The sequence below is a fragment of the Microbacterium sp. JZ31 genome, assembly GCF_016805985.1.
Classification (GTDB): Bacteria; Actinomycetota; Actinomycetes; order Actinomycetales; family Microbacteriaceae; genus Microbacterium.
Genome location: NZ_CP017661.1, coordinates 2,799,584 through 2,822,969, shown reverse-complemented (window position 1 = coordinate 2,822,969; position 23,386 = coordinate 2,799,584). Strand labels below are relative to the sequence as shown.

General features: G+C 67.1%; 27 protein-coding genes. 24 read left to right on the top strand and 3 right to left on the bottom strand.

Annotated features, from left to right (window positions below):
• The first annotated feature begins 1 nt into the window (after position 1).
• The 12 genes from map to BJP60_RS13395 all read left to right on the top strand — a co-directional run bounded on the left by map (position 2) and on the right by BJP60_RS13395 (position 8,212).
• Positions 2-853, top strand: coding sequence for a type I methionyl aminopeptidase (gene map / locus BJP60_RS13450; protein ID WP_203136323.1), 852 nt, complete (start codon positions 2-4; stop codon positions 851-853).
• A 30-nt stretch (positions 854-883) separates the two neighbouring features.
• Positions 884-1,540: a DsbA family protein gene (locus tag BJP60_RS13445; protein WP_203136321.1), complete on the top strand. Its 657-nt coding sequence runs from the start codon at positions 884-886 to the stop codon at positions 1,538-1,540.
• A 160-nt stretch (positions 1,541-1,700) separates the two neighbouring features.
• Complete coding sequence (gene infA / locus BJP60_RS13440) at positions 1,701-1,922, top strand: translation initiation factor IF-1 (protein ID WP_055992200.1); 222 nt, start codon at positions 1,701-1,703, stop codon at positions 1,920-1,922.
• A gap of 82 nt (positions 1,923-2,004) precedes the next feature.
• The gene (gene rpmJ / locus BJP60_RS13435; protein WP_005050492.1) at positions 2,005-2,121 is read left to right on the top strand and encodes a 50S ribosomal protein L36; all 117 of its coding nucleotides are present in this window, start codon (positions 2,005-2,007) and stop codon (positions 2,119-2,121) included.
• Positions 2,122-2,251: 130 nt separating this feature from the next.
• Positions 2,252-2,626 carry a 30S ribosomal protein S13 gene (gene rpsM / locus BJP60_RS13430; RefSeq protein WP_203136319.1) on the top strand — a complete coding sequence of 125 codons (375 nt, stop codon included), beginning with the start codon at positions 2,252-2,254 and terminating at the stop codon, positions 2,624-2,626.
• Between the two features lie 25 nt (positions 2,627-2,651).
• The gene (gene rpsK / locus BJP60_RS13425) at positions 2,652-3,050 is read left to right on the top strand and encodes a 30S ribosomal protein S11 (protein WP_135114761.1); all 399 of its coding nucleotides are present in this window, start codon (positions 2,652-2,654) and stop codon (positions 3,048-3,050) included.
• A 141-nt stretch (positions 3,051-3,191) separates the two neighbouring features.
• Entirely contained in the window at positions 3,192-4,181 is a 990-nt protein-coding gene (locus BJP60_RS13420) for a DNA-directed RNA polymerase subunit alpha (RefSeq protein WP_203136317.1), read from the top strand.
• A gap of 39 nt (positions 4,182-4,220) precedes the next feature.
• Positions 4,221-4,781 carry a 50S ribosomal protein L17 gene (gene rplQ, locus BJP60_RS13415; RefSeq protein WP_203136315.1) on the top strand — a complete coding sequence of 187 codons (561 nt, stop codon included), beginning with the start codon at positions 4,221-4,223 and terminating at the stop codon, positions 4,779-4,781.
• A gap of 187 nt (positions 4,782-4,968) precedes the next feature.
• On the top strand, positions 4,969-5,439 hold the full coding sequence (locus BJP60_RS13410; RefSeq protein WP_238439441.1) for an S-ribosylhomocysteine lyase: 471 nt from the start codon (positions 4,969-4,971) through the stop codon (positions 5,437-5,439).
• Positions 5,436-6,128, top strand: a complete 693-nt coding sequence (gene mtnN / locus BJP60_RS13405) for a 5'-methylthioadenosine/S-adenosylhomocysteine nucleosidase (protein WP_238439440.1) — start codon at positions 5,436-5,438, stop codon at positions 6,126-6,128. Before BJP60_RS13410 ends, mtnN begins: the two co-directional genes overlap by 4 nt.
• A 453-nt stretch (positions 6,129-6,581) precedes the next feature.
• Positions 6,582-7,433, top strand: coding sequence for a tRNA pseudouridine(38-40) synthase TruA (gene truA / locus BJP60_RS13400; protein WP_203136313.1), 852 nt, complete (start codon positions 6,582-6,584; stop codon positions 7,431-7,433).
• A 47-nt stretch (positions 7,434-7,480) separates the two neighbouring features.
• Positions 7,481-8,212: an endonuclease/exonuclease/phosphatase family protein gene (locus BJP60_RS13395; RefSeq protein WP_203136312.1), complete on the top strand. Its 732-nt coding sequence runs from the start codon at positions 7,481-7,483 to the stop codon at positions 8,210-8,212.
• A 67-nt stretch (positions 8,213-8,279) separates the two neighbouring features.
• Here the strand turns inward: BJP60_RS13395 and BJP60_RS13390 are convergent, their stop codons facing one another.
• Together BJP60_RS13390 and BJP60_RS13385 are read right to left on the bottom strand one after the other, a co-directional pair.
• Positions 8,280-8,831, bottom strand: a complete 552-nt coding sequence (locus BJP60_RS13390; RefSeq protein WP_203136310.1) for a hypothetical protein — start codon at positions 8,829-8,831, stop codon at positions 8,280-8,282.
• Positions 8,832-9,047: 216 nt separating this feature from the next.
• Positions 9,048-10,727 carry a DUF4012 domain-containing protein gene (locus BJP60_RS13385; RefSeq protein WP_203136309.1) on the bottom strand — a complete coding sequence of 560 codons (1,680 nt, stop codon included), beginning with the start codon at positions 10,725-10,727 and terminating at the stop codon, positions 9,048-9,050.
• A gap of 181 nt (positions 10,728-10,908) precedes the next feature.
• Here BJP60_RS13385 and BJP60_RS13380 point away from each other — a divergent pair, with 181 nt between their 5' ends.
• From BJP60_RS13380 to BJP60_RS13335, 10 genes are all read left to right on the top strand, one after another.
• The gene (locus tag BJP60_RS13380) at positions 10,909-12,744 is read left to right on the top strand and encodes a nucleoside-diphosphate sugar epimerase/dehydratase (protein WP_203136308.1); all 1,836 of its coding nucleotides are present in this window, start codon (positions 10,909-10,911) and stop codon (positions 12,742-12,744) included.
• A 2-nt stretch (positions 12,745-12,746) separates the two neighbouring features.
• On the top strand, positions 12,747-13,877 hold the full coding sequence (locus BJP60_RS13375) for a DegT/DnrJ/EryC1/StrS family aminotransferase (RefSeq protein WP_203139385.1): 1,131 nt from the start codon (positions 12,747-12,749) through the stop codon (positions 13,875-13,877).
• Positions 13,878-13,897: 20 nt separating this feature from the next.
• A complete protein-coding gene (locus BJP60_RS13370; protein ID WP_269467740.1) occupies positions 13,898-14,494 on the top strand; it encodes a sugar transferase in 597 nt (198 codons plus the stop codon).
• The gene (locus BJP60_RS13365) at positions 14,484-15,146 is read left to right on the top strand and encodes a NeuD/PglB/VioB family sugar acetyltransferase (protein WP_238439439.1); all 663 of its coding nucleotides are present in this window, start codon (positions 14,484-14,486) and stop codon (positions 15,144-15,146) included. The genes BJP60_RS13370 and BJP60_RS13365 overlap by 11 nt, the downstream gene beginning before the upstream one ends.
• Entirely contained in the window at positions 15,071-16,309 is a 1,239-nt protein-coding gene (locus BJP60_RS13360; protein ID WP_336244350.1) for a glycosyltransferase family 4 protein, read from the top strand. The genes BJP60_RS13365 and BJP60_RS13360 overlap by 76 nt, the downstream gene beginning before the upstream one ends.
• 102 nt (positions 16,310-16,411) lie before the next feature.
• The gene (locus BJP60_RS13355) at positions 16,412-17,365 is read left to right on the top strand and encodes a lipopolysaccharide biosynthesis protein (RefSeq protein WP_203136304.1); all 954 of its coding nucleotides are present in this window, start codon (positions 16,412-16,414) and stop codon (positions 17,363-17,365) included.
• Entirely contained in the window at positions 17,329-17,610 is a 282-nt protein-coding gene (locus tag BJP60_RS13350) for a polysaccharide biosynthesis C-terminal domain-containing protein (RefSeq protein WP_203136303.1), read from the top strand. The genes BJP60_RS13355 and BJP60_RS13350 overlap by 37 nt, the downstream gene beginning before the upstream one ends.
• A 68-nt stretch (positions 17,611-17,678) precedes the next feature.
• Positions 17,679-18,863, top strand: coding sequence for an O-antigen ligase family protein (locus BJP60_RS13345; RefSeq protein ID WP_203136301.1), 1,185 nt, complete (start codon positions 17,679-17,681; stop codon positions 18,861-18,863).
• A 17-nt stretch (positions 18,864-18,880) separates the two neighbouring features.
• Complete coding sequence (locus tag BJP60_RS13340; protein ID WP_203136300.1) at positions 18,881-19,564, top strand: D-glucuronyl C5-epimerase family protein; 684 nt, start codon at positions 18,881-18,883, stop codon at positions 19,562-19,564.
• 12 nt (positions 19,565-19,576) lie between these two features.
• The gene (locus BJP60_RS13335; RefSeq protein ID WP_203136299.1) at positions 19,577-20,293 is read left to right on the top strand and encodes a hypothetical protein; all 717 of its coding nucleotides are present in this window, start codon (positions 19,577-19,579) and stop codon (positions 20,291-20,293) included.
• Between the two features lie 52 nt (positions 20,294-20,345).
• On the opposite strand, the gene BJP60_RS13330 is transcribed toward BJP60_RS13335, so the two are convergent.
• Positions 20,346-21,383 (bottom strand): CPBP family intramembrane glutamic endopeptidase, encoded by a 1,038-nt coding sequence (locus tag BJP60_RS13330; RefSeq protein WP_238439438.1) that lies wholly within the window; start codon positions 21,381-21,383, stop codon positions 20,346-20,348.
• Between BJP60_RS13330 and BJP60_RS13325 the strand changes: the two genes are divergently transcribed.
• Both BJP60_RS13325 and BJP60_RS13320 read left to right on the top strand, forming a co-directional pair.
• On the top strand, positions 21,273-21,926 hold the full coding sequence (locus BJP60_RS13325; protein WP_238439661.1) for an arsenate reductase/protein-tyrosine-phosphatase family protein: 654 nt from the start codon (positions 21,273-21,275) through the stop codon (positions 21,924-21,926). The genes BJP60_RS13330 and BJP60_RS13325 overlap by 111 nt on opposite strands.
• Positions 21,917-23,383 carry a polysaccharide biosynthesis tyrosine autokinase gene (locus tag BJP60_RS13320; RefSeq protein ID WP_203136297.1) on the top strand — a complete coding sequence of 489 codons (1,467 nt, stop codon included), beginning with the start codon at positions 21,917-21,919 and terminating at the stop codon, positions 23,381-23,383. The genes BJP60_RS13325 and BJP60_RS13320 overlap by 10 nt, the downstream gene beginning before the upstream one ends.
• Positions 23,384-23,386: the final 3 nt, after the last annotated feature.

The window sequence follows — 23,386 nt, the reverse complement described above, 5'->3', positions numbered from 1 at the left end:
CGTGATCTTCCGCAAGTCGATCTACAAGACCCCCGCGCAGCTGCGCGCGATGGTCGGGCCCGGGCTCATCACCGCCGCCGCGCTCGACGCCGTCCGCCCGCTCATCCGGCCGGGCGTCACGACGCTCGAGCTGGACGCCGAGGCGAATCGCGTCATCACCGAGCGCGGGGCGCACTCGAACTTCCAGCTCGTGCGCGGCTACCGGCACACGATCTGCGCGTCGGTCAACGACGCGGTCGTGCACGGCATCCCGACGGACGTGCCCCTGCAGCCGGGCGACATCGTGTCCATCGACTGCGGCGCCGAGACCCCGGACGGCTGGAACGGCGACTCCGCGATCACGGTCGTCGTCCCGGATCCGGAGCGCCCGGACGTCGTCGCGCAGCGCGAAGAGCTCTCGCGCGTGACCGAGGGCTCCATGTGGGCCGGCATCGCCGCGCTCGCGAGCGCGAAGCGCCTGGGGGAGGTGGGCGACGCCATCCAGGCCTACATCGAGGCGAACCCGCTGTCCTTCAGCGGCAAGCCCGCCGGGATCCTGCGCGAGTACGTCGGTCATGGGATCGGCCGCAAGATGCACGAGGCGCCCTCGATCTTCAACTACCGCACGTCCGACCCGGGCGCCGAGGTGAAGCCCGGCCTCGCGGTGTGCATCGAGCCGATGATGACGGCCGGATCGGACGAGACGTTCGTCGAGGACGACGACTGGACGGTCTCCACGGTCGACGGGTCCATGGGCTCCCACTGGGAACATAGCGTGGCGGTGCATGATGGAGGCATCTGGGTGCTGACCGCGCCCGACGGCGGCGCCGCCGGCCTCGCGCCGTTCGGCGTGACGCCGACGCCGATCGCCTGATCTCACTCACACGGACTCACGGAGCGGAACATGGCTGGCGGAAAGACGAACTGGGTCGCGATCTGGATCTCGGCGGCGGTCGTCGTGCTGCTCGTCGCGGTCGGCGGCATCGTCGTCTGGATGAACAACCAGGCGACGGCGCCCGCGGAGGCGCCGGCATCGGCGTCGATCGACGAGACGACCGGGGCCATCCGTGTCGGCGAGGGGCCCGATGTGCTCGCCACCTACGTCGACTTCATGTGCCCGTACTGCGGCAGCTTCGAGGAGAGCTGGGGAGAGACCATCGCCGAGCAGGTATCGGCGCGAGCGCTGACGCTCGAGGTGTACCCGGTCTCCATCCTCGACCGTGCGTCGCAGGGGACGGAGTTCTCGACCCGCGCAGCCAACGCGATGTACTGCGTCGCGGAGGACAACCCCGACGCGGCGTACCCGTTCATGGACCTGATGTTCTCGAATCAGCCCGCGGAGACGACGCCCGGTCTGACGGACGAGGAGATCCTCTCCTTCGCGGAGCGGGCCGGGGCCACGGGTGCGGCGGAGTGCATCGCCGACCGCACGTACGCCGACTTCGTGGCGCAGACCACCGAGCAGCTGCCGGGTGGCGGCACGCCCGCGGTGCTGCTGAACGGCGAGACGCTGAACTGGCAGGCGACGCCCGAGCAGGAGCTGCTGCCCCGCCTGCAGTGAGGCCTCCGGGCGACACGCCGAGTTGCCGACACGCCCGGAAGCACCTAACATAGATCTTTGGTGCCTTGCGCCTGATTTCGGCGTGTCGCCGGATCGGCGGATCCGGCACCGAAACCCCACTCACCGCAGACCGACCGGTCTGCACAAGCAAAGCGAGTCTATGGCGAAGAAAGACGGTGTCATCGAGATCGAGGGTGTGATCACCGAGGCGCTCCCCAACGCGATGTTCCGCGTGGAGCTCACCAACGGTCACAAGGTCCTCGCAACGATCTCCGGAAAGATGCGGCAGAACTACATCCGCATCATCCCCGAGGACCGCGTGGTCGTGGAGCTGAGCCCCTACGACCTCACCCGCGGCCGCATCGTCTACCGCTACCGCTGACCCGCTCTGCCGGCACGCCGGTCGAGAAGTAACGGCTGCGCTCCTGCGGGAGCGCGGTACGAAGACAGCGAAAGAAGAAGTCATGAAGGTCAACCCCAGCGTCAAGCCGATCTGCGACCACTGCAAGGTGATCCGTCGCCACGGCCGCGTCATGGTCATCTGCAAGAGCAACCCGCGCCACAAGCAGCGCCAGGGCTGAGACAACTCGATATCGAAAGCTTCGATCTGAAGCGAGGCAGGATCAGAACCCGCTCGGCGGGGGACACCTCGGGGCGGAGGCCCGGGCACCGATCCTGCTCCACACCTCCACAAACACAGGAGAAGGTCGCATGGCACGTCTTGCCGGCGTCGACATCCCGCGCGACAAGCGCGTGGTGATCGCCCTCACGTACATCTACGGCGTTGGACGCACTCGCTCGAGCGAGATCCTCGCCGCCACTGGCATCAGCCCCGAGATCCGCGTCAAGGACCTGAGCGACGACCAGCTCGTCTCGCTCCGCGACTACATCGAGGGCAACTACAAGGTCGAGGGTGATCTCCGCCGCGAGGTCGCCGCCGACATCCGTCGCAAGGTCGAGATCGGCTCGTACGAGGGTCTCCGCCACCGCCGCGGCCTGCCGGTCCGCGGTCAGCGCACCAAGACCAACGCGCGCACGCGCAAGGGTCCGAAGCGCACCGTCGCCGGTAAGAAGAAGGCCCGCTAAGCGCGGTTCGGTTTAGGAGAAGAACATGGCTGCACCCAAGACCGCTGCGCGCAAGCCGCGCCGCAAGGAGAAGAAGAACATCGCCGTGGGCCAGGCCCACATCAAGTCGACGTTCAACAACACGATCGTGTCGATCACCGACCCGACCGGCGCCGTCATCAGCTGGACCTCGGCCGGTGGCGTGGGCTTCAAGGGCTCGCGCAAGTCGACGCCGTACGCCGCCGGCATGGCCGCGGAGTCGGCCGCCCGCCAGGCGCAGGAGCACGGCGTCAAGAAGGTCGACGTCTTCGTGAAGGGCCCGGGTTCGGGTCGCGAGACCGCGATCCGCTCGCTGCAGGCCGCTGGCCTCGAGGTCGGTTCGATTCAGGATGTGACGCCGCAGGCGCACAACGGCTGCCGCCCGCCGAAGCGCCGCCGCGTCTGACGTGACCCCCGCCGGGGCGCACGGCCTCGAGCCTGCGCCCCGGCGTCTCGTCGTCCCACGGACCTGAGTCCGTCGAACACAACTCAAGACCTATCCACCGCACGTGTCATATAGCGGGCACGTGATCGAAAGGAACAACCAGTGCTCATTGCACAGCGTCCCACCCTCACCGAGGAGAAGATCTCGGAGTTCCGCAGCCGGTTCGTCGTCGAGCCCCTCGAGCCCGGCTTCGGCTACACCATCGGGAACGCGCTGCGTCGCAGCCTGCTCTCGTCGATCCCCGGCGCGGCGGTGACCAGCATCCGCATCGACGGCGTGCTGCACGAGTTCAGCACCATCCCCGGTGTGAAGGAGGATGTCACCGAGATCATCCTCAACATCAAGCAGCTCGTGGTGTCGAGCGAGCGCGACGAGCCCATCACGGCGTACCTGCGCAAGACGGGCGCCGGCGAGGTCACGGCCGCCGACATCTCGGCCCCGGCCGGCGTCGAGGTGCACAACCCCGAGCTGGTCATCGCGACCCTGAACGACACCGCGAAGTTCGAGCTCGAGCTCACGATCGAGCGTGGCCGCGGCTACGTCTCGGCCGTGCAGAACCGCAACGAGTATGCCGAGGCCGGTCAGATCCCCGTCGACTCGATCTACTCGCCGGTCCTGAAGGTCAGCTACCGCGTCGAGGCCACCCGTGCCGGTGAGCGCACCGACTTCGACAAGCTCGTGCTCGACGTCGAGACCAAGGCGTCGATCGCCCCGCGCGACGCCGTGGCGTCGGCCGGCCGCACGCTCGTCGAGCTGTTCGGCCTCGCCCGCGAGCTGAACGTCGAGGCCGAGGGCATCGAGATCGGCCCCGCGCCGGTCGAGACCGTCCTGTCGAACGAGCTGTCGATGCCGATCGAGGACCTCGACCTGTCGGTCCGCTCGTACAACTGCCTCAAGCGCGAGGGGATCAACACGGTCAGCGAGCTCGTCGCCCTCTCGGAGACGCAGCTCATGAACATCCGCAACTTCGGACAGAAGTCGGTGGACGAGGTGCGCGACAAGCTCACCTCGCTCGGCCTGTCGCTCAAGGACTCGGTGCCCGGCTTCGACGGCACCGGCTTCTACGGCGGCTACGACGACGAGTCGCTCTGATCCAACCCACTTCTGCCTGAATCTCTGGAGTAACTAGAAATGCCTAAGCCCACGAAGGGTCCCCGCCTCGGAGGCGGCCCCGCCCACGAGCGTCTGCTCCTCGCGAACCTCGCCGCGGCGCTGTTCACGCACAAGTCGATCAAGACGACCGAGACCAAGGCCAAGCGCCTGCGTCCGCTCGCCGAGCGCCTGATCACGTTCGCCAAGCGCGGCGACCTGCACGCGCGTCGTCGCGTGCTGTCCGTGATCGGCGACAAGGAGGTCGTGCACGTCCTCTTCGCCGAGATCGCGCCGCTGGTCGCCGAGCGTGAGGGCGGCTACACCCGCATCACCAAGGTCGGCAACCGCAAGGGCGACAACGCTCCCATGGCCGTGATCGAGCTCGTGCTCGAGCCCGTCACGCCGAAGGCCAAGAAGTCGGCGCCCGCCGCCACGACGGCTCCGGCCGCCGAGGAGGCCCCGGCCGAGGAGGCTCCCGTCGAGGAGACCGTCGCCGCCGAGGACGCCGAGGTCGCGGAGGAGGCTCCCGTCGAGACGCCCGCCGAGGAGACCACCGATGCTCCGGCCGAGGCCGACGCCAAGGAGGCCGAGGAGAAGTAATTCCCTCGCACACGAACGAAGGGCCCTGCTCCGGCAGGGCCCTTCGTCGTTCTCCTGCTGGTTGTTTCCTCCCTTGTTGGTTGAGCGAGCGAAGCGAGTCGAAACCGCTCGGACGTTGCCTCGGCTGCGGCCGCGGGACGTCCGCCGGACTCACCGAACCGGGAGGTGGCGCGCGTAGGCTCGGAGGGTGACTGATCAGCCCCGCATGAACGTCGAGTCGTTCAACCTCGACCACCGCGCCGTGGCCGCGCCGTACCTGCGCATCGCCGACCGCAAGGTGCTGCCGCACGGCGACGTGATCGTGAAGTACGACGTGCGCTTCGCCCAGCCCAACGTCGGGCACCTCGAGATGGCGTCCATCCACTCGCTCGAGCACCTGTTCGCCGAGAAGAGCCGCAACCACTCCGAGCGCGTGATCGACTTCTCGCCCATGGGCTGCCAGACCGGCTTCTACCTGATCCTGCAGGGCGACCACGACTTCGCCGAGGTCGAGCGTCTCGTCGCCGACACCCTGCAGGACATCCTCGACGCGTCCGAGGTCCCCGCCGCGAACGAGATCCAGTGCGGCTGGGGCGCGAACCACACGCTCGCGGGCGCGCAGGAAGCCGCGCGTGCGTTCCTCGACCAGCGCGCGCAGTGGGGGCAGGTGTTCGCGTGACCTCACGCGTCGCGGTCATCCTGGTCGCGATGGAGGAGGAGGCGGAGCCGTTCCTCGCGCTCGCCGGCGAGGTGAGCGAGCCGGTGCGGATCGGCCGGGCCGAGCACCGCGGGATCGTGATCGACGGGCGCACGCACGTGCTGGTCCGCTCGGGCATCGGCATGGTCAACGCGGCGAACGCCGCCGCCGGTGCGCTCGCCCGCTACGGCGACGACGTGCACCTGATCAGCGCCGGATCGGCCGGCGGCCTCGCGAAGGGCGTCCAGGTCGGCGATGTGATCGTCAGCGACTCCCTCGTCAACGTCGGGGCGGATGCCCGCGCGTTCGGCTACGCGCTCGGCCAGGTGCCGGGAATGCCCGTCGCGTACGACGGCGACCCGGAGCTGCGGCGCGCGCTGCTCGCCGCGCGAGGAGAGCTGACGGTGCGCGAGGGTTCCATCGGCTCGGGGGAGAGGTTCGTCACGGCCGACATCGCCGCGCAGCTGCGCGAGGACTTCCCGCATCTGCTCGCCGTGGACATGGAATCGGCCGCGATCGCGCAGGTCGCCCACAACCACGGCGCGCCGTTCATCTCGGTGCGCGGGGTCTCCGATCTGTGCGCCCCCGACGGCACGGAGTTCCTCACGCACGTCGACGACGCGGCCGAGCGCTCGGCCCGCCTCGTCACGGGCGCGCTCGCGACGCTCTGAGCCTCGCAGGGTCCGGGCCGTTTCGACTCGGTCGCTGCGCTCCCTCGCTCAACGAACAGCAAGCCGCTCGTTGGTTGAGCGAGCGGAGCGAGTCGAAACCGCCCGGACGTCGCCTCGGGTCCGGCCCGCGGCAGAGTTCGGGCCGTTTCGACTCGGTCCCTGCGCTCCCTCGCTCAACGAACAGCAAGCCGCTTGTTGGTTGAGCGAGCGGAGCGAGTCGAAACCGTCCGGACGTCGCCTCGGGTCCGGCCCGCGGCAGAGTTCGGGCCGTTTCGACTCGGTCGCTGCGCTCCCTCGCTCAACGAACAGCAAGCCGCTTGTTGGTTGAGCGAGCGGAGCGAGTCGAAACCGTCCGGACGTCGCCTCGGGTCAGGGCCGTTTCGACTCGGTCGCTGCGCTCCCTCGCTCAACGAACAGGGAGGCCCCGGGACGCCGCCGAACTAGGCTGGATCCGTGCCTCGGATCCGACTCGACATCGCCTACGACGGCACGTACTTCCGCGGCTGGGCCCGCCAGCCCGGTCTGCGCACCGTGCAGGGCGCGCTCGAGGCGGCGCTGGAGCGGATCATCGGGTCGCCTGTCCCGCTCACGGTCGCGGGCCGCACGGATGCGGGCGTGCACGCGAGCGGCCAGGTCGCGCACGCCGACCTCGACGAAGGGCAGTGGGCGCGCGCGACGCAGCGTCGTCGCGACGTGCCGGACCCCGTCGATCCGGTGCAGCCGCTCGCGCGCCGCCTGACCGGAGTGCTCGGGCAGTACGCCGACGTGGCCGTCTCGCGCACCTCCACCGCACCCGAGGGGTTCGACGCGCGCTTCTCCGCCACATGGCGGCGCTACGCGTATCGGATCGCCGACGCCGTCGCCGGCTACGACCCGCTCGAGCGGCTGCGCACGACGATGGTGCGCGCCGAGCTCGACGTCGCCGCGATGGACGACGCCGCGGGACGGCTCATCGGGCTGCACGACTTCGCGGCGTACTGCAAGCCGCGGCCGGAGTCGACCACGATCCGGACCCTGCTCGAGTACGACTGGCGCCGCGACGAGCACGGCATCCTGATCGCGAACGTGCGGGCGGACGCGTTCTGCCACTCGATGGTGCGCGCGCTGGTCGGCGCGTGCGTGGCCGCGGGGGAGGGCAAGCTCGCACCGCAGGATCTCGTGTCGATCAGGGATGCGCGGCTGCGCACCAGCGAGTTCAAGGTCCTCGCGGCGCGCGGGCTCACGCTCACCGAAGTCGGATACCCGGCCGACGACCTGCTCGCCGCGCGCGCGGCGCAGACCCGCAACCGGCGGGACCTCGAGTAGTCAAGCCCGACGGCCCGCTCAGCGTCGCCGCGTAAGGTGAGTTCGTCATGAGAGTCATCTCGTACAACTTGCGCAAGCACGCCGCCGCACACGAGCTGGAGGAGCTCGTCGACCGGTGGGAGGCGAACGTGCTCTGTCTGCAGGAGGCGGACACGGCGCACATGCCGCAGCAGCTGCAGGGCCTCACGCTCGCACGCGCGACATCGCAGAACCGGCTGGGCCTTGCGCTGTACTACCGCGAGAACATGTTCCAGCTGCAGGACGTCGTGACGATGTCGCTGAAGAAGTCGCTGCACGACATCGTGCTCAAGCCCGCGCACGAGCGCGTGCTGGCGGCGCGGCTGCGCGATATCGACGCGGGGCGCGACGTGATCATCGCCTCGTTCCACGCGGCGCCGCTGACGGCGTTGAACTCGCTGCGGAGGCATCAGATCCGCACCGCCCTGACCGAGCTGCAGAAGATGGGCGAGAACGTGCCGATCCTGATGGTCGGCGACTACAACTATCCCGTGTTCAAGGAGAGGCTCAGCGAGCGCGTGCGACGCGCGGGTTACGACCTGACGCTGAGCGACTCGCGCACGTACACGCGGTACCGGTTCTTCCGGGGGCACTACGACTTCGCGACGTCGGTGGGCCTCGACATCGACAAGGTCACCACCCTGCCGCAGGGTGCGTCGGACCATCTGCCCATCCTCGTCACCGCGACGTACAAGAGCGGCCACCGCGAGTTCCGGAGCGTAGCCGATCCCTCGCAGGACGAGGAGATGACGGACAAGTAGCGCCACGTCGACACGCGGAAGAGGCCGCCGGGATCAACCCGGCGGCCTCTTCAAAGTGCTGTGCGGGTCAGACCTCGTTCTGACGCGAGCGGCGCACGGCTGTTGCGACGACGATGGCGCCGCCGGTCAGCACGAGCGCTCCGCCGCCGACCCAGAGGCCGGTGAGGTCGCCCGCACCGGTTGCGGCGAGGCCGCCACCGCCGCCTGCGGCGCCGCCGCCGAGGTCGAACGTCTCGGTGATCGCGACGCCGCTGTCAAGGCCGGTGGCCGTGACCGTGTACACGCCGTAGGCGTTGGCCGGGAGGGTGATGCTGACTGCGACGTTGCCGTCGGCGTCAGCTGTACGAGTGACGGTCTGGGTCTCGACGTCCGCAGCCGACGCGATGGTCGCCGAGAGCGCGAAGGCGCCGGTGAGCGAAATGCTCACCTCCTCGTCCGGGGCGAAGCCCGAGAACGAGACGACGACCGTGCCACCGGCGACGAACGAGCCGGTCACGGAGGAGTCGGCCGGACCCGTGGTGGGGGTCGGAGCCGGGTATGCCTGTGCTGCCAGGGGAGCGCCGAGCGAGAGTGCTCCAGCCACCACCAGCGACGCAAGCACCTTGGTGTGCTTCTTCATCTCTGTACCTCGCGTAGATAGTCGACGACCATTGCGCCGGTTGATTTTCCTGGAACGCATCGGCCCGATTCCCCCCGACGCTACGAGCCAGTATGGAGAGGCCTCGTGCAGATTGCTAGACGTTCTCCCACGGAGAAGTAGAAGTGCATATCAACGCGTGGTATATGTCCCGCGAATCGGGACAAATGTGCCGCCGAGGCCTATTCAGCGGGCCTGTCATCGCGAGCGCGGCGTCATGATGACGCTCGGTGTCGAAGGGCCGCTGAGGGGAATCGTCACGCTGGCGGTCTCTCCAGGCCCCAGATCGACGTAGGTCGCAAGCACCTCTCTTCCCGCGTGGCCGCCGCGGGTGAAGACCGAGAACCCGCCCAGCTCCGCATCGCCCGCCGCGTATCCCTGAGGGATGTAGAGGTACACGACGGTGCGTGTGGTGCCGGCCGGCACTCCGTATCCGCCGCCACCCGTGATGGACGGTGAGAGGGTCGCCGCGTCGGCGGGGGCGGTGCTGCGAAGTGTGACCGTGAGGGCGCTCGTGCGTCGCCCGGTCGTCGCGACTGTCGCGTCCGCCTCGAGGTAGTAGTCCATCTTCGAGCCGGTGCCGTCGTTCAGGTACACGCCGATCTGATCCGGGCCGGGCAGAGCGCCCGCAAGCGAGGTGTCGGCGATGATCTCCTGCTCGCTCTCATGGGCGCTGTAGACGAGCAGCCGGCGCTCCTCTGCCGCGCGGCCCAGCGCCGTCATGAGGGAAGCCGGCGAGTACTCGCCGCCCATCAGTGCGCCGAACACCGCGCCCGTCGCCGCGGCGAAGTACGCGTTCTGCGCGGTCGGGTCGAAGCGCGCGTAGACCTCGTTCAGCAGCTTGGGCACGGCGTTCGACGCATCGAGGATCTCGCCGCCCGGAAGCGTAACTGGTCCTGTCGCCTCGAGCAGATATGAGATGGCCACGGGATCCACCGCGATCACGCCGTCGAGCTCCGTGCCCTTCTCCGCGCGCCAGAACTGACGGATCAACTCGCCAGCGACCGCGAAGTCCGGGACGGACGTGGTGGCGGACACGACGCGCTCTGCGCCGGGGTAGAGAGCCCTGGCGTCGGCGGCGAGCGTGCTCTCGGGGCGCTCGGTGAACTCGCCCGCCGAATACTGTCCCCGCAGTTCGATCCTGCCGCCCTCGGCGTGGACGTGCACGAATGAGCCGGGCATGCCGCCCAGCGCACGCAGCTCCGCGTTGTTCTGGAACGCGATCAGATAGTCGCGGGGCTCCTCCGCTCCGAGCATGGGCGGCAGCAGTCGGGTCGCGTCATCCAGCGCGGACAGGACGGCGCCGACCTCGATGATCGCGGAACGGGCGCGCTGGAACTGCTCGCGCACGGGACGCAGTAGGGCGCCCTGGTCCACGTCGGCAAGTGCGGCGTTCGCGTCGGCGGAGGCCGCCACGGCCGGCGGAACGGCGCGGCCCAGCTCGGCGATCGCGCCGACGGGCACTGTGCCGTCCCTGGGTGACAGCGCCATGATGCCGTCGTCTCCCAGGAAGGAGCCGAGCGTGCCAGCCGCGCCGTCCGCGAGCCTGTCTGCGCTCTTGGCAAGCGCCGAGACCGCGCTCAGCTGCGGGCCCACCCAGGGGAGCGCCTCTCCCGCCGCCCAGACCGGATCGGATGTGCCGACTCGAGCTGCGGCCGCGTGCTGCCGAAGCTCCGCCAGCAGCGCGGGGAGGCCGTCGGGGTCCGCCGTGGCGGTTTCGGGTATCTGGCGCGCGATATCTTCGGCGGAGCGGAGATGATCGGCCGCAGCCGAAGCGCGCACGCCGATCCATGCCGCCGAGGCGACGGTGATCAGCAGGACGGCGGTCAGGATCCACCGGACGATCATCGGGCCTGGATGCCGGCGCTCTGCAGTCACGGCACCCACTGTATGCGCGGCGCGCCAGTCAGCGCTGGAGGGGCCGAGCTCTCATCCACCGGCGCTCTTCGCGTCACCGCCCTGGCCTTTTCCGCGACGGTGACTACCCTGTGTAGTGCCGTGCCCCCCTCGGCAGCTGCTGCTCAGGCGCGTGCGCGTGTGGTGCGAAAAGGGTGGAGTGATGTCGAGAACCGATCGCGAAAGGGCAGCAAGGCCGCTGCCGTCGATGCGGCGCTCGGCGGTCCAGTTCGCACTCGACGGATTCGCCTGGCTGGTGGCCAGCGTGATCGCCTTCGCCCTGCGCTACGAGTTCCTCGTACCCCCCAACCGGTGGCCGCCGATGCTGCTCATGGCGGCCGTCGCATGCGTTCTGCAGTTCGTCATCGGCTGGGCGCTCTTCCTGTATCGGGGGCGGTTCACATACGGCACCTTCGAAGAGGTGCGCGCGCTGTCCGAGAGCGTCGTGGCGACCGCGTTCCTGATCGGTGGGCCCGTTCTCGTCTTCGGTCCCTGGCTGGGCATCCCGCGCAGCGTGCCGTTCATCGCACTGCCGATCGCGCTCGTGATCGCGTTCATGATCCGGTACATGAGGCGGCTGTACGTCGAGCGTCGCAAACGGCCTGGCGATGCCGCCGCGCGCACCCTGATTTATGGCGCGGGCTATCTCGGATCGCAGCTCGTGCGGCGGCTCGAGACCGATCCGAACTCCGGCTACCTCGTCGTCGGGCTGGTCGACGACGACCCGCTCAAGCGCAATGTGCAGGTCCGGGAGGTGCGCGTTCGCGGCACTCTGGCCGATCTGCCCCGGATCGTGGCGGCCACGCGCGCCACCGTGATCGTCGTCACCATCGGTCGCGCCGACGCCGAGCTGCTGCGCCGGGTGCACTCCGCCGCGCACGATCTCGGCCTCGAGGTCAAGGTGATGCCGCCCTTCCTGGAGCTCCTGCGCAGCGGCGCGCGCGTCAGCGACATCCGAGACATTCAGATCGAGGATCTCATCGGGCGGCAGCCTGTCGACATGCACGCCGATCTCGTGACCGGCTACATTGCGGGCAGGCGCGTGCTGGTCACCGGCGCCGGGGGGTCGATCGGGGCGGAGTTGTGCCGGCAGATCGCGGCCTTCGGCCCCGCCGAACTGATCATGCTCGATCGCGACGAAACGGGTTTGCAGGGTGCGCAGCTGGGCATCTCGGGGCATGGTCTGCTCGACACCCGCGACGTCGTGCTCGCCGACATCCGTGACGAAGACGCGCTGCAGCAGATTTTCACCGACCGTAAGCCTCATGTGGTGTTCCATGCAGCCGCGCTCAAGCACCTGCCGATGCTCGAGCAGTATCCGGATGAAGCGTGGAAGACCAACGTCCTCGGCACTCTCAACGTGCTGCGGGCGTCGGAGGCCGCCAACGTCGAGACGTTCGTCAACATCTCGACCGACAAGGCGGCGAACCCGACGAGCGTGCTCGGGCACTCGAAGCGGGTCGCCGAGAAGCTGACATCGTGGATGGGGCAGCGCACGGGCCGCCCCTACTTGTCGGTGCGTTTCGGCAACGTGCTGGGCAGCCGCGGGTCGCTCATCCCGATCTTCCAGAACCTGATCGGACAGAACCGCTCGCTCACGGTCACGCACCCCGACGCGACCCGGTTCTTCATGACGATCCCGGAGGCGTGCCAGCTCGTCGTGCAGGCGGGCGGCATCGGCCAACCCGGCGAGGTGCTCATCCTCGACATGGGCGAGCCCGTGCGCATCCTGGACATCGCCGAGCGGATGATCGAGATGTCGGGCAAGGACATCGACATCGTCTTCACCGGGCTGCGGGACGGCGAGAAGCTGCACGAGGAGCTCGTCGGTCAGCGGGAGACGCCGCATCGCCCGCACCATCCCAAGATCTCGCACGCGCGCGTCGAGCCGATCGCACCCGATCAGCTCGACAGGCAGAGCTGGATGGGTCAGATGGTGGCGCAACCGCGTCAGAACGACACGGCCGTGATCGACCGCAGGAGAGTGAAGAGTTCGTGACGATGGACCGCGTCTACATGTCGCCGCCCGATGTCGGACGGCTCGAGGAGGAGATGCTGGTCGCCGCCCTCAGGTCGGGCTGGGTGGCGCCGCTGGGGCCGGAGGTCGATGCGTTCGAGCGCGAGCTCGCGGATCGGGTCGGGGTGCAGCATGCGGTCGCGCTGAGTTCGGGGACGGCGGCCCTTCACCTGGGCCTGCTGGCGCTGGGCGTCGGACCGGGCGACGTCGTGCTGACCAGCACGATGACGTTCGCGGCCACCGCCAACGCGATCGTGTACACCGGCGCCGAGCCGTACTTCATCGACGCGCTCGCGGAGACGGGCAACATCGACCCCGAATTGCTCGAGCGGGCGATCCAGAGGCTGCGGGCCGAGAGTGAGCGCATCGGCGCGATCGTTCCGGTCGATCTGCTCGGGAAGGCGATCGATTACACCGCGGTCGAGAGGATCGCCGCCGAGCACGGGATCCCCGTTCTCGCGGATGCCGCCGAGTCGCTCGGCGCCACTCACGAGGGGCGAGCGGCCGGGAGCTTCGGGCGGGCCTCGATCGTGTCGTTCAACGGCAACAAGGTGATGACGACGTCGGGCGGCGGCATGCTCCTCACCGACGATGAGGCGCTCGCGCAGCGCGTGCGCTACCTGGCGACGCAGGCGCGGCAGCCGGTCGTGCACTACGAGCACACCGACATCGGCTACAACTACCGGCTGAGTAACCTGCTGGCCGCGCTGGGCCGCGCCCAGCTGGCCCGCCTCGACGAGATGATCGTTCGTCGTCGGTCCATGCGGGACCGCTACAAGGCGGTCTTCGCGGACGTGGACGGCGTCTCGGTCTTCGGCGCCGACGGGGACGAGAGCGACAACGCCTGGCTGACGTCGATCGTGGTCGATGCCGAGGTCGCGGGATGGGAGCCGGCGGAGCTGAGCGCCGCGCTCGCGGCAGAGAACATCGAGAGTCGTCCGGTGTGGAAGCCCATGCACCTGCAGCCCGTCTTCGCTGGCGCCCGCGGAGAGATCAACGGGACGTCCGAGCGGTTGTTCCGCACGGGGCTCACACTGCCGAGCGGATCAGCACTGGACGACCAGCGGATCGAGCGCGTCTTCGCGGCGATCGACGACTTCCTTGCGGCGCGATGAGCACACGACCTTACGACGCAGTGAAGCGCGTTCTCGACATCTTCGCCGCTGCGGTGCTACTGGTCCTCACCGCGCCAGTTCAGGCGGTCGTCGCGCTTCTCGTCGCCCTCAAACTCGGACGCCCCGTGCTGTTCCGGCAGCCTAGGCCAGGACGTGGGGGCGAGGTGTTCACGCTGCTGAAGTTCCGGAGCATGAGCGCCGTGAATGAGACTCGTGGGCTGGTCACGGACGCTGACCGGCTCACGCCTTTCGGCCGTGCATTGCGCGCGACGAGCCTCGACGAGCTGCCCACACTCTGGAATGTACTTCGCGGCGAAATGAGCCTGGTCGGTCCGCGACCGCTCCTCGTCGAGTACCTCGACCGGTACACCCCTGCGCAGGCACGGCGCCACGAGGTTCGGCCGGGCATTACGGGACTGGCTCAGGTGAGGGGTCGTAACAACCTCTCGTGGGAGGCGAAGTTCGCCTACGACGTCATGTATGTGGATCGTCGCAGCTTCGCGGTCGATCTGGTGATTCTCCTGTTGACGGTCAGCTCGGTTGTGCGACGCGAGGGGATCGAGCACGCCGGATCCGCGACGATGCATGAGTTTCAGGGCGGCTCCCGTGTCGATTGACGTTGTCGTAGTCGGTGCGGGCGGCTTCGGAAGAGAAGCACTGGATGTGGTCGAAGCCCACAATCGAATCTCGCCTTCGGAGCGCGTCAACGTCCTGGGGGTGGCTGATGATGGTCCGAGTGAGGAGAACCTCAACCGGCTGGAACGGCGTGGCTACGTGCACCTCGGTGGAATCGAATCAGTACTTGCACGAGCGGAGCGCGGTCGTTACGTCCTGGGTGTCGGAAACCCCGCGGTGCGACGCGCGCTCGCAGGGCGCTTCGATGGCGCAGGATGGCGAGCACTAACTGTCATACATCCCGCTGCGGTCGTCAGTGACACCTCGACGATCGGAGGGGGCAGCATCGTTTGCGGCGGAGTACAGCTGTCCACCAACACCATGCTGGGCCGCCATGTACATCTGAACCCCAACGCGACCATCGGGCACGATTCAGTGCTCGGTGACTATGTCTCGGTGAATCCAGGAGCAATAGTGTCCGGAGAGGTGCGGATTGATGAGGGCGCCCTATTGGGGGCCGGAGCGGTGGTACTTCAAGGGTTGGTCGTCGGATCTGAATCTGTTGTTGGTGCCAGCGCATGCGTCACCCGCGACGTTGCTTCTGGCGTGACCGTTGCAGGAGTGCCCGCGCGGGCGCGGACGAGGGCGGAGTGATGAAGGCGCAGCGAACGGTCTGGATCATCAATCACTATGCCGCGCTGGAGTCGAAGGATGGGTGGGCTGGACGTCATCAGGCCCTAGCCGCACACCTCGGCCGCGCGGGGTGGGAACCCGTCCTGCTCCTCGCTAGTACCGGTCACCCGGTAGGTATTCAGCATCTCCCTGCCTGGAGAGCTCGTCGCGTCGGAATAGAGGATGGGGTGACGCACGTCATGCTTCGCTCCCCCTCTTACGTGGGCAACGGAGTCGGGCGTATGACGAACATGGCGGCATTTACCTTTCAACTGCTGCTCCCGTGGACAACGCGAGGTGTGCCCAAACCCGATGTGGTTGTAGGCAGTACGGTCCACCCCTTAGCCGCCTGGGCAGGCCTGCGCCTGGCGCGACGTCACCGGGTTCCGTTCGTGTTCGAGATTCGCGACGTCTGGCCGGACGCGCTGATCCACCTCGGGCAGCTGCGACCTAATTCGATCGTCGCGCGAGCTATGACGTCTTTGATGCGGCGCCTCGTTCACGCGTCGGATCTCATACTCTCTCCCCTTCCCGGCGTGCCCGATTACTTAGAACGGCTTGGAGCGGTTGATAAGCCGTTTCTTTGGGTGTCAAACGGCGCGGAGGGGGAGATCGTCGCTCCGCCCCTTGCGCCGCCCGCCGAGGATGCCTTCGTTTTCATGTATCTCGGCTCCTTCGGCAACGCGATGGCCGTTGAGCACCTCATATCCGCGTTCGAGCGTGTCGTCCTCGCTCGCCCGGAAACGAAGATGCGGTTTCGGCTTATCGGAGACGGCCCCAGGAAGACCTATTTCGAACGGTTAGCGGCCGAGACTGAAGTGGCCGACCAAATCACCTTTGAACCTCGTATCCCACGAGGGCAAGTAGTCGCGCGCGCGAGTGAAGCGGACTGTCTCGTGCATTCCCTTCACGACCACGCCGTCTACGAATACGGCATCAGTCCGAACAAATTGTTCGACTACCTGCTGGCCGCCCGTCCGGTCGTTTTCGCGGCGAATGTACGAAATAACCCGGTCTCAGAAGCGCATGCCGGGCACGTTGTCCCTGCAGAGGACGTCGATGCGCTCGCGCGAGCGATGTGTGCGGTGGTCGACGCTCCCCCCGAAGAGCGGACGGCGATGGGTGCTCGGGGCGGGCGCACTTGATCGAGAACTACACATACGCTGCTCTTGCGCGGAAGCTCGGCGACGGCCTCGCGAGACTCGAAGCGGGGGCAGTGACGGAGCGCTCGCTTGTTTAGGCGACGCATGGGTCGCCTGGGGATGCCGACTGTCCTCACATTGGGTCAGCTGGGCGCCGCTGGCGCTGCGTTCCTGGTCAACCTGCTCGCCGCGAGCGTCATGGCTCCCGCGGAGCGCGGGAATCTCGCGCTCCTGCTGCAACTCACCTATCTCGGTGCGGTGTTCGTTGTGTTGGGCGTGGAGCGTCCACTGGTTGCACGTATTGAAGCTGACTATCGCACCAGCCTGCAGACGTACTGGAGGTTGATCACCCCAGGCTTGTGGATATTGGTCCTCCCGCTCATCGCCGCGGCGGTTGCCTTCGCGCTTCTCGAGGTGTCCTGGGGTATCGCGCTGATGGCCATGGCGATGTACCTTCTCTTCAACGCGCTCGGCAAGGGTGTGAGAGTCGCCGCAATTGCGAGCGGAACCCTTCGCGCATTCGTGACTTATACGATCGCGACCCAGGCGGCAATCGTGTTGCTCGCGCTCATCCTGACCTGGATCAACATTGAGGATCCGGTGGTCTGGTATGGGGCGTACGTCCTGTCGGGTGCTATCGCAGGCGCGGCCTTTCTGGCCGCTCGCGGCAAGCAAGAAGCGCCCGTCGCTCGCGATGAGATCAACAAGGTCCGCCGTGAAGGGTTGAGATTGCTTCCCGCCTCCATCGGCAACACGGCGCTCCTTCGCTCGGATCGCCTCATTCTGCCGATCTTCGCGGGGACTGCGCAGCTCGGTATCTATATTGTCGTCGCCACTGTGATGGAGATCGCAACCTGGCCGGTGAGTCAGTGGGTCGACGCCTCTCTGAGAAGATGGGCGGTGAGCGACGTTGCAAGCAGCGACGCGCGCCGGCGCGTGCGAACTCTCTATGGCCTTTCCGCCTTATTCGCCGCAGGTCTGTCGGCGGTTCTTGGGGCATCGCGTACCTCACCATCACGTTCATGCTTCCTGCCGAGTACGCGTCGGCCGTCGATTTGATTCTTCCTCTCGGGCTGGCAGCGGTGGCATATGCGATAAGCCGCGTTCAGCAGGGAATCCTGATCGCCGCAGGTCGCTCCGGTCGTGTCTCCACGGTCGAAGTGGTGGGTATGTTCGCTGCCGTATTTTTTTATTTCGCGCTGATTCCGGCCTTCGGGGCTAGCGGGGCCGCCTACGGCTCCATCTGCGGCTATCTCGTGACGGCGCTGGTGGGTGCCTGGTACGTTCGGCGGTTGTACAAGTGAGGAACCATCGTCGTCTGAGCGCCAGACCCGCTCGGAGGCGCCTGCAGGCGCCTCCGAAGGCGTTGACCGTGGGCGCTGCCCTGACAACTCTGCTGGTATTCCTGTTGCTACTAGCCGGTCGATTTTCGATCGACCGGCTAGTTCCTGGCCTGGCCTGGCTGGACGTGCGATGGCTGATGCTCTGCGTTTCAGGCCTCGCGTTCGGGCTCTGGGTCGCCGCGGAGGTTCCCGAACGCCGCAGCCGGCGTCTGCCTGTAGGGGCGCTGGTCTTCGTTCTCTGGGCTGGGTGGCTCGTTCTCTCCGCTGGATGGTCCCCGCGTTCCGTCGTGGTTACGACCGAAATGGAAAATCTCCTGCTTCTCGTGGGGGCGGTGCTCTTCGCGGGTGTCGTTTTCCAGCGCCTCCCCGAGGAAGGAATGCGATTCATTTGGTGGCTCTTTGTCATGGCGGGCGTGGTCTATTTCGTCGCAGCCGTGATACAGGGCGCGGGGGCGCTCGGGCGCTTTTCGGCGTTCGGAGGCGGCCCGAACGTCTTCGTGCGAGTGCTGTCGCTGGGAGCGATCGCTGCACTCGCTCTCGGTGTTCAGCGAGGGCGAAACCGGTGGGTGTTGCTGCTGGCCCCGATCCTGGCGATCGGGGCGCTGCTTTCTGGCAGCAGAGGTGGCTTCGTCGCCATCGGGATCGTGGTGCTCGTCGCGCTCGTACCTATCGTTAGACGCCTGCGATGGAAAGCAACGATCGCGCTAGTGGCGGTCATGGTGTTGGGGGCGTGGACGTTCGCACGACTGCTCGGCGATGCGCAGTTGCAGTTGATGTACGTGCGCTTCATCGAGCGACCGCTGACCGCAGGCGATTTCTCGATGCGAGATGTCCTAGCCGATTCCGCCTTGCGGTTGTTCGCCTCCCACCCACTCGCTGGCGCTGGCGTGGGCGCTGTGGCGGACAGTCTGTCATTCCGAGGCGAAGGGTACTACGCTCACAATCTCGTATTGGCAACCGCCGCCGAGGGAGGCATGGTGGGCCTGACGCTGCTGATCGGCGCGGTGGGTGGTCTTGTCGCCGCGGCGCTGCGACGACGGCCGCTACCGTCGGACGTGCTGTTCTGCCTGCTCGGGGCTGCATATGTATTCGTGGCCTCTCTATTCTCGGGAGACTATTACGACTCCCGTTTCGGATGGGCCCTGCTTCTCTTCGCCGCTCTACTGAGCGCGCGCGGGGCGACAACAACCGAGAAACAACGGGAGTTAGGTTGAAACTTCTAGCACGCGCGATGGTCGCCGCGCTCGCCATTCTCTCGATGTGCGTCGTGACGGGTGTGACCGAGCCCGCGCCGGCGTCTGCCAACGCGGTGAACGTGAATTATCGTCAGAACGCTTACGCGATTCGCGAACTTCCTCAGAGCATGTGGCCATACATCGCCGCTGGCCCCGGGCCGCTCGAAGGGACGAATACCTACGACGACGAAGGCGTTTCCGTGCGAGTTGTTGGAGGGGAAGAATTTGACCATCCCGTCCTGCAAGCACAGTTCATGCTGACGCGCCTCAGCAGCTATGGACACAACGGCGATCCCGAATACCTCGCACGGATCATCGCCCATGCTGAGCGTCTGATCGATAACGCGGTAATCGCGAGAGATGCCATGTACCTGCCTTACCCTTTCGATTGGGCGCTACACGGCGATCGCAGCGACATGATGATCGCGCCTTGGTACTCCGCGATGGCCCAAGGGCAGGCACTGAGCGCGTTTGTGCGCTTGTATGAGGCCACAGGAAATGAGCGATACCGAACGGTCGCCGATCAGCTATTCGCGAGTTTCAAGAATCTCAGAGCGGCCGGTTCTCCTTGGACGGTTAACGTTGATGACGAGGGATACCTTTGGTTCGAGGAGTATGCCAAGGATCCGGGTGCCGACAGATCCGTCAACGGACACATTTTCGCAATTTACGGTGTATGAGACTATCATCGCTTGACTGGATCCACGGAGGCGAGGGACCTCTTCCGAGGCGGCGTGACGGCGGTTGAGGGGCACATGTCCAAGATTCGGAACCCGGGCTGGATAAGTCGGTACAGTCTTGCGAATCAGCAGTACATGTATCCGAGCTATCACATTGTACATACCGGGCAGATGTACCAGTTGTACAACATGACTGGTGCGTTCAGCCTGGCCCTGGCTGGTGATAACCTCATCAGCGATTATCCGGCGTCACAACACGGCGGAAGAGGGTACATCGCTTCGGGCAGGCATAATGTCGTCGCGGTGGATTCAACGGGGGAGGTAACCGCCGAGAGGGACATCGACGTGACGATGGCTGAGGCGGTCGCAATGACCAGCCGCCAGAGGGTGGCCGGTCGCGATGGTGTCTGGCTGAAAGTCTCCTCGGGAACACTCGCCAATCTATGGGTGCGAGAGACTGCTGACAGGTCGTTCGTCAAGTTGCAGGTCGAAACGTATCGCTTCGACCTGCCAAGGTTGCTCCGGTTCCAGAAGGGCACCTATTCCGGCTATCGGTTCAATGCTCTCGGCCTCCGGAGCAGTACCAAGACTTTTACCCTGACCGCGAATTCTGGGGCTCATGTAGACATGCGTACCGTTATGAACGGTGTCACGTATCTCCGCGTTAAGAACGGAGTCTGGAAAGACTATTGGATCGCCGCTTCAAGCCAGGGCGTTGTTCTGGGCTGAACTGTCTGAGGCGTTCGGCTCCCATGGCCTCATGCGAGCAAACCAGCGGTACTTAGCCGGCTAGCGTCCCGATGAGCGCCAGCGCTACAGCAGTCGCGTTGAACACGACGTGCACCAGCACGGCGCCCCAGATGCGGCCGGTGAGCAGCAGGAGCAATGAGCAGGTGATCGCCACGAGCGAGAGCGAGACGGGCTCTGCCCACGAGGCCATGCCCGTGATCGCGTGGATCGCGACGAAGGCGGCCGTCGACGCCACCACCGCGAGCGCGGCGGCATCCAGCCCGCGTCGGGCAAGGCGGTACACGGTCACCACGATCACGCCGCGGAACAGGAACTCCTCGAGCACCGGCGCGATCGCTACGGGCCCGAGCAGCTCGCCGAACCACCAGAGGTCGGGCAGACGGCCGTCGATCGTGGGATACGCCGGGAACGCGCCGCTGCCACCGGCGGCGACCGCCAACCAGCCCTCGATGATCCGCAGGGTCACGCCGAAGACGATGCCGTAGAGGATGTCGGACGGGCGGAAAACGAGGAGCCCCCGCGGGCGGGAGCGGCGGAATGCGATCACGACCGGTACCGCCATCGCGACCCACCAAGTCAGAGCGCCGAGGATCGAGCCCGTGCTTCCCGGAAGCAGGGTGCGGACGATCACCGATCCGATCGCGCCGGCGCCCACGCAGATCGCCGCCCAGGCCAGCAGCTGCAGGTCCCACTTGCGCGCCGTGCGGCTGCCCGCGCGCCACGTGCGCATGCTCGACGAGCGCGACGAGCGCCGCTGCGGCGGATCGATCGCAGAGATGCGCGAAGAGAGGTCAACGTGATCTGGGTCACGGATGTCGTGCTGATCCATTTCGGCCCTCTGTTCGGGCGATAGCATCGCGGAGACGTCGAACAATCCCAAGGTATCCGGAGGTCGGTGATGTTGCGGATCCTCACGGTCTGCACCGGCAACGTCTGCCGGTCGCCGCTCGCCGCGCTTCTGCTGGCCGAGAGCCTCAAAGGGACCGACGTCGTCGTCGAGAGCGCGGGCTTGCGTGCACTCGTCGGCCACCCGACGACGGACGAGACGACGCGCCTGGCCCTCGAGCATGGACTGACGTCTAAGGTGATCTCTGCACACCGCGCGCGGCTCGCCAGCGAGGAGATCCTCGGCGACGCGGATCTCGTCCTGGCGATGGCGCGCGAGCACCGTCATGCCATCGTCGACCTGGTCCCGCGGCGGCTGCGCTCGACCTTCACGCTGCGCGAGCTCGCCCGGCTCGGGCACGAAGCCACGGACGCCGAGCTCGCCGAAGCGGCTGCGGGATCCGGTGATCCGCACGAGCGTCTGCGCCGCGTTCTGGCATTCGTCTCGAGCCTGCGCGGCACGATCGATCCGCCCCCCTCCGCCGCGGACGACGACGTGGTCGACCCTTACCGGCGCCCGTGGGACACCTATCTGCTCAGCACGTCCCAGCTCGTGCCGGCGATCGCAGATGTCGCACGCGTGATCCGCGTCGCCGCCGGAGGCGTGTCCGTGGCGCCCCCTGTCGCGGCGGACATCGCCTCCGGACCACAAGGCGCCGCAACCAGCGGATCGACAGAGCCGCGTGTGGGAACATGGGCGCGAACCGAAAGGCATTCGTGGAACTGAGCGACTACCTCCGGATCCTTCGCAAGAACTGGATCATCATCGCCGTGATCACCCTCATGGGCATCGGAGCCGCGGCGGTGTACTCGCTGACGCGCACGCCGCTGTACGAATCGTCGAGCGAGATCTTCGTATCGTCGCAGGCGGGTTCCTCGAGCGCCGAACTGCAGCAGGGCAACATCTACACGCAGCAGCGGGTGGCGTCGTACGTCCAGCTGGCGACCTCGCCTAAGGTGCTCGACCCGGTGATCGCCGATCTCGCGCTGGGCGACAGCGCCGCGGAACTCGCAGACGCCGTCTCCGTGAGCAGTCCACTCGAGACCACCGTCATCCAGATCACCGCGACCCACGCCTCGCCCGCCGTCGCAGCCGACATCGCCAACGCGATCGCGAACGAGCTCACCGCCGCCATCGACGAGGTCGAGACGCTCCCCGGCACCGAGTCGAGTCCCGTCAAGGTCACGCCGATCACCACCGCGATCGCGACCGAGGCCCCGGTCAGTCCGAACGTTCCGCTGAACCTCGCACTTGGCGGCCTCGTGGGCCTCGCGCTCGGCGTCGGCTTCGCCGTGCTGCGCACGGTGATGGATACGCGCATCCGCTCCAGCCGCGATGTCGTCGCGCTGACGGAGCGCCCGATCATTGGCGCGATCCCGCTGGATCCGAAGGCCAAGGAGCGCCCGCTCATCCTGCAGGCCGATCCGCTCAACCCGCGCAGCGAGGCCTTCCGCACCCTGCGCACCAACTTGCAATTCCTCGACATCGAGCACGGCAAGAGCTTCGTCATCACCTCGAGCGTGCCGAGCGAGGGCAAGTCGACAACCGCCGTGAACCTCGCGATCGCCCTGTCGGACGCCGGCAAGCGCGTCGTACTGATTGACGCGGATCTGCGCAAGCCGAAGGTCTCCGAGTACCTCGGCATAGAGGGCGGCGTGGGTCTGACCGACGTGTTGATCGGTCGTGCCGAGCTCACCGACGTACTGCAGAAGTGGGGCCGCCGGTCGCTGTACATTCTGCCCTCGGGCAAGATCCCGCCGAACCCGAGCGAGCTGCTCGGCTCGGCTCCGATGGCGCAGCTGCTGGAGGACTTCAGCCGCGACGCCGACATCGTGATCCTCGACGCGCCGCCGCTGCTGCCGGTGACGGACGCCGCCGTGCTCGCCAAGCGCACGAGCGGCGCGATCGTGGTGGTGGCCGCCGGCGCCACGCACCGCAACCAGCTCGCGGGGGCGCTCGACGCGCTCGAGACCGTCGACGCGCGCATCGCGGGCCTCGTGCTGACCATGGTGCCCACGCGCGGACCGGATGCCTACGACTACGGCTACGGGTACGGCTACGGCTATGGCTACGCGGTCGAGGAGCCCAAGGAGCCCGCCCGACGCCACGCCGCCCCGGCGCCGGCCGCCGAGGGTGTGCGCCGCCGCACGAGCGGCGCGCAGCAGGTCAGAGACACCGCGTGAGAC

Coding starts and splice junctions, on each gene's coding strand:
- BJP60_RS13445 (WP_203136321.1), top strand. CDS start 884: ATGGCTGGCGGAAAGACGAACTGGGTCGCGATCTGGATCTCGGCGGCG.
- infA (WP_055992200.1), top strand. CDS start 1,701: ATGGCGAAGAAAGACGGTGTCATCGAGATCGAGGGTGTGATCACCGAG.
- rpmJ (WP_005050492.1), top strand. CDS start 2,005: ATGAAGGTCAACCCCAGCGTCAAGCCGATCTGCGACCACTGCAAGGTG.
- rpsM (WP_203136319.1), top strand. CDS start 2,252: ATGGCACGTCTTGCCGGCGTCGACATCCCGCGCGACAAGCGCGTGGTG.
- rpsK (WP_135114761.1), top strand. CDS start 2,652: ATGGCTGCACCCAAGACCGCTGCGCGCAAGCCGCGCCGCAAGGAGAAG.
- rplQ (WP_203136315.1), top strand. CDS start 4,221: ATGCCTAAGCCCACGAAGGGTCCCCGCCTCGGAGGCGGCCCCGCCCAC.
- BJP60_RS13395 (WP_203136312.1), top strand. CDS start 7,481: ATGAGAGTCATCTCGTACAACTTGCGCAAGCACGCCGCCGCACACGAG.
- BJP60_RS13390 (WP_203136310.1), bottom strand. CDS start 8,831: ATGAAGAAGCACACCAAGGTGCTTGCGTCGCTGGTGGTGGCTGGAGCA.
- BJP60_RS13380 (WP_203136308.1), top strand. CDS start 10,909: ATGTCGAGAACCGATCGCGAAAGGGCAGCAAGGCCGCTGCCGTCGATG.
- BJP60_RS13375 (WP_203139385.1), top strand. CDS start 12,747: ATGGACCGCGTCTACATGTCGCCGCCCGATGTCGGACGGCTCGAGGAG.
- BJP60_RS13360 (WP_336244350.1), top strand. CDS start 15,071: ATGCGTCACCCGCGACGTTGCTTCTGGCGTGACCGTTGCAGGAGTGCC.
- BJP60_RS13355 (WP_203136304.1), top strand. CDS start 16,412: ATGGGTCGCCTGGGGATGCCGACTGTCCTCACATTGGGTCAGCTGGGC.
- BJP60_RS13350 (WP_203136303.1), top strand. CDS start 17,329: ATGCTTCCTGCCGAGTACGCGTCGGCCGTCGATTTGATTCTTCCTCTC.
- BJP60_RS13340 (WP_203136300.1), top strand. CDS start 18,881: ATGGTCGCCGCGCTCGCCATTCTCTCGATGTGCGTCGTGACGGGTGTG.
- BJP60_RS13330 (WP_238439438.1), bottom strand. CDS start 21,383: ATGCTCGAGGGCCAGGCGCGTCGTCTCGTCCGTCGTCGGGTGGCCGAC.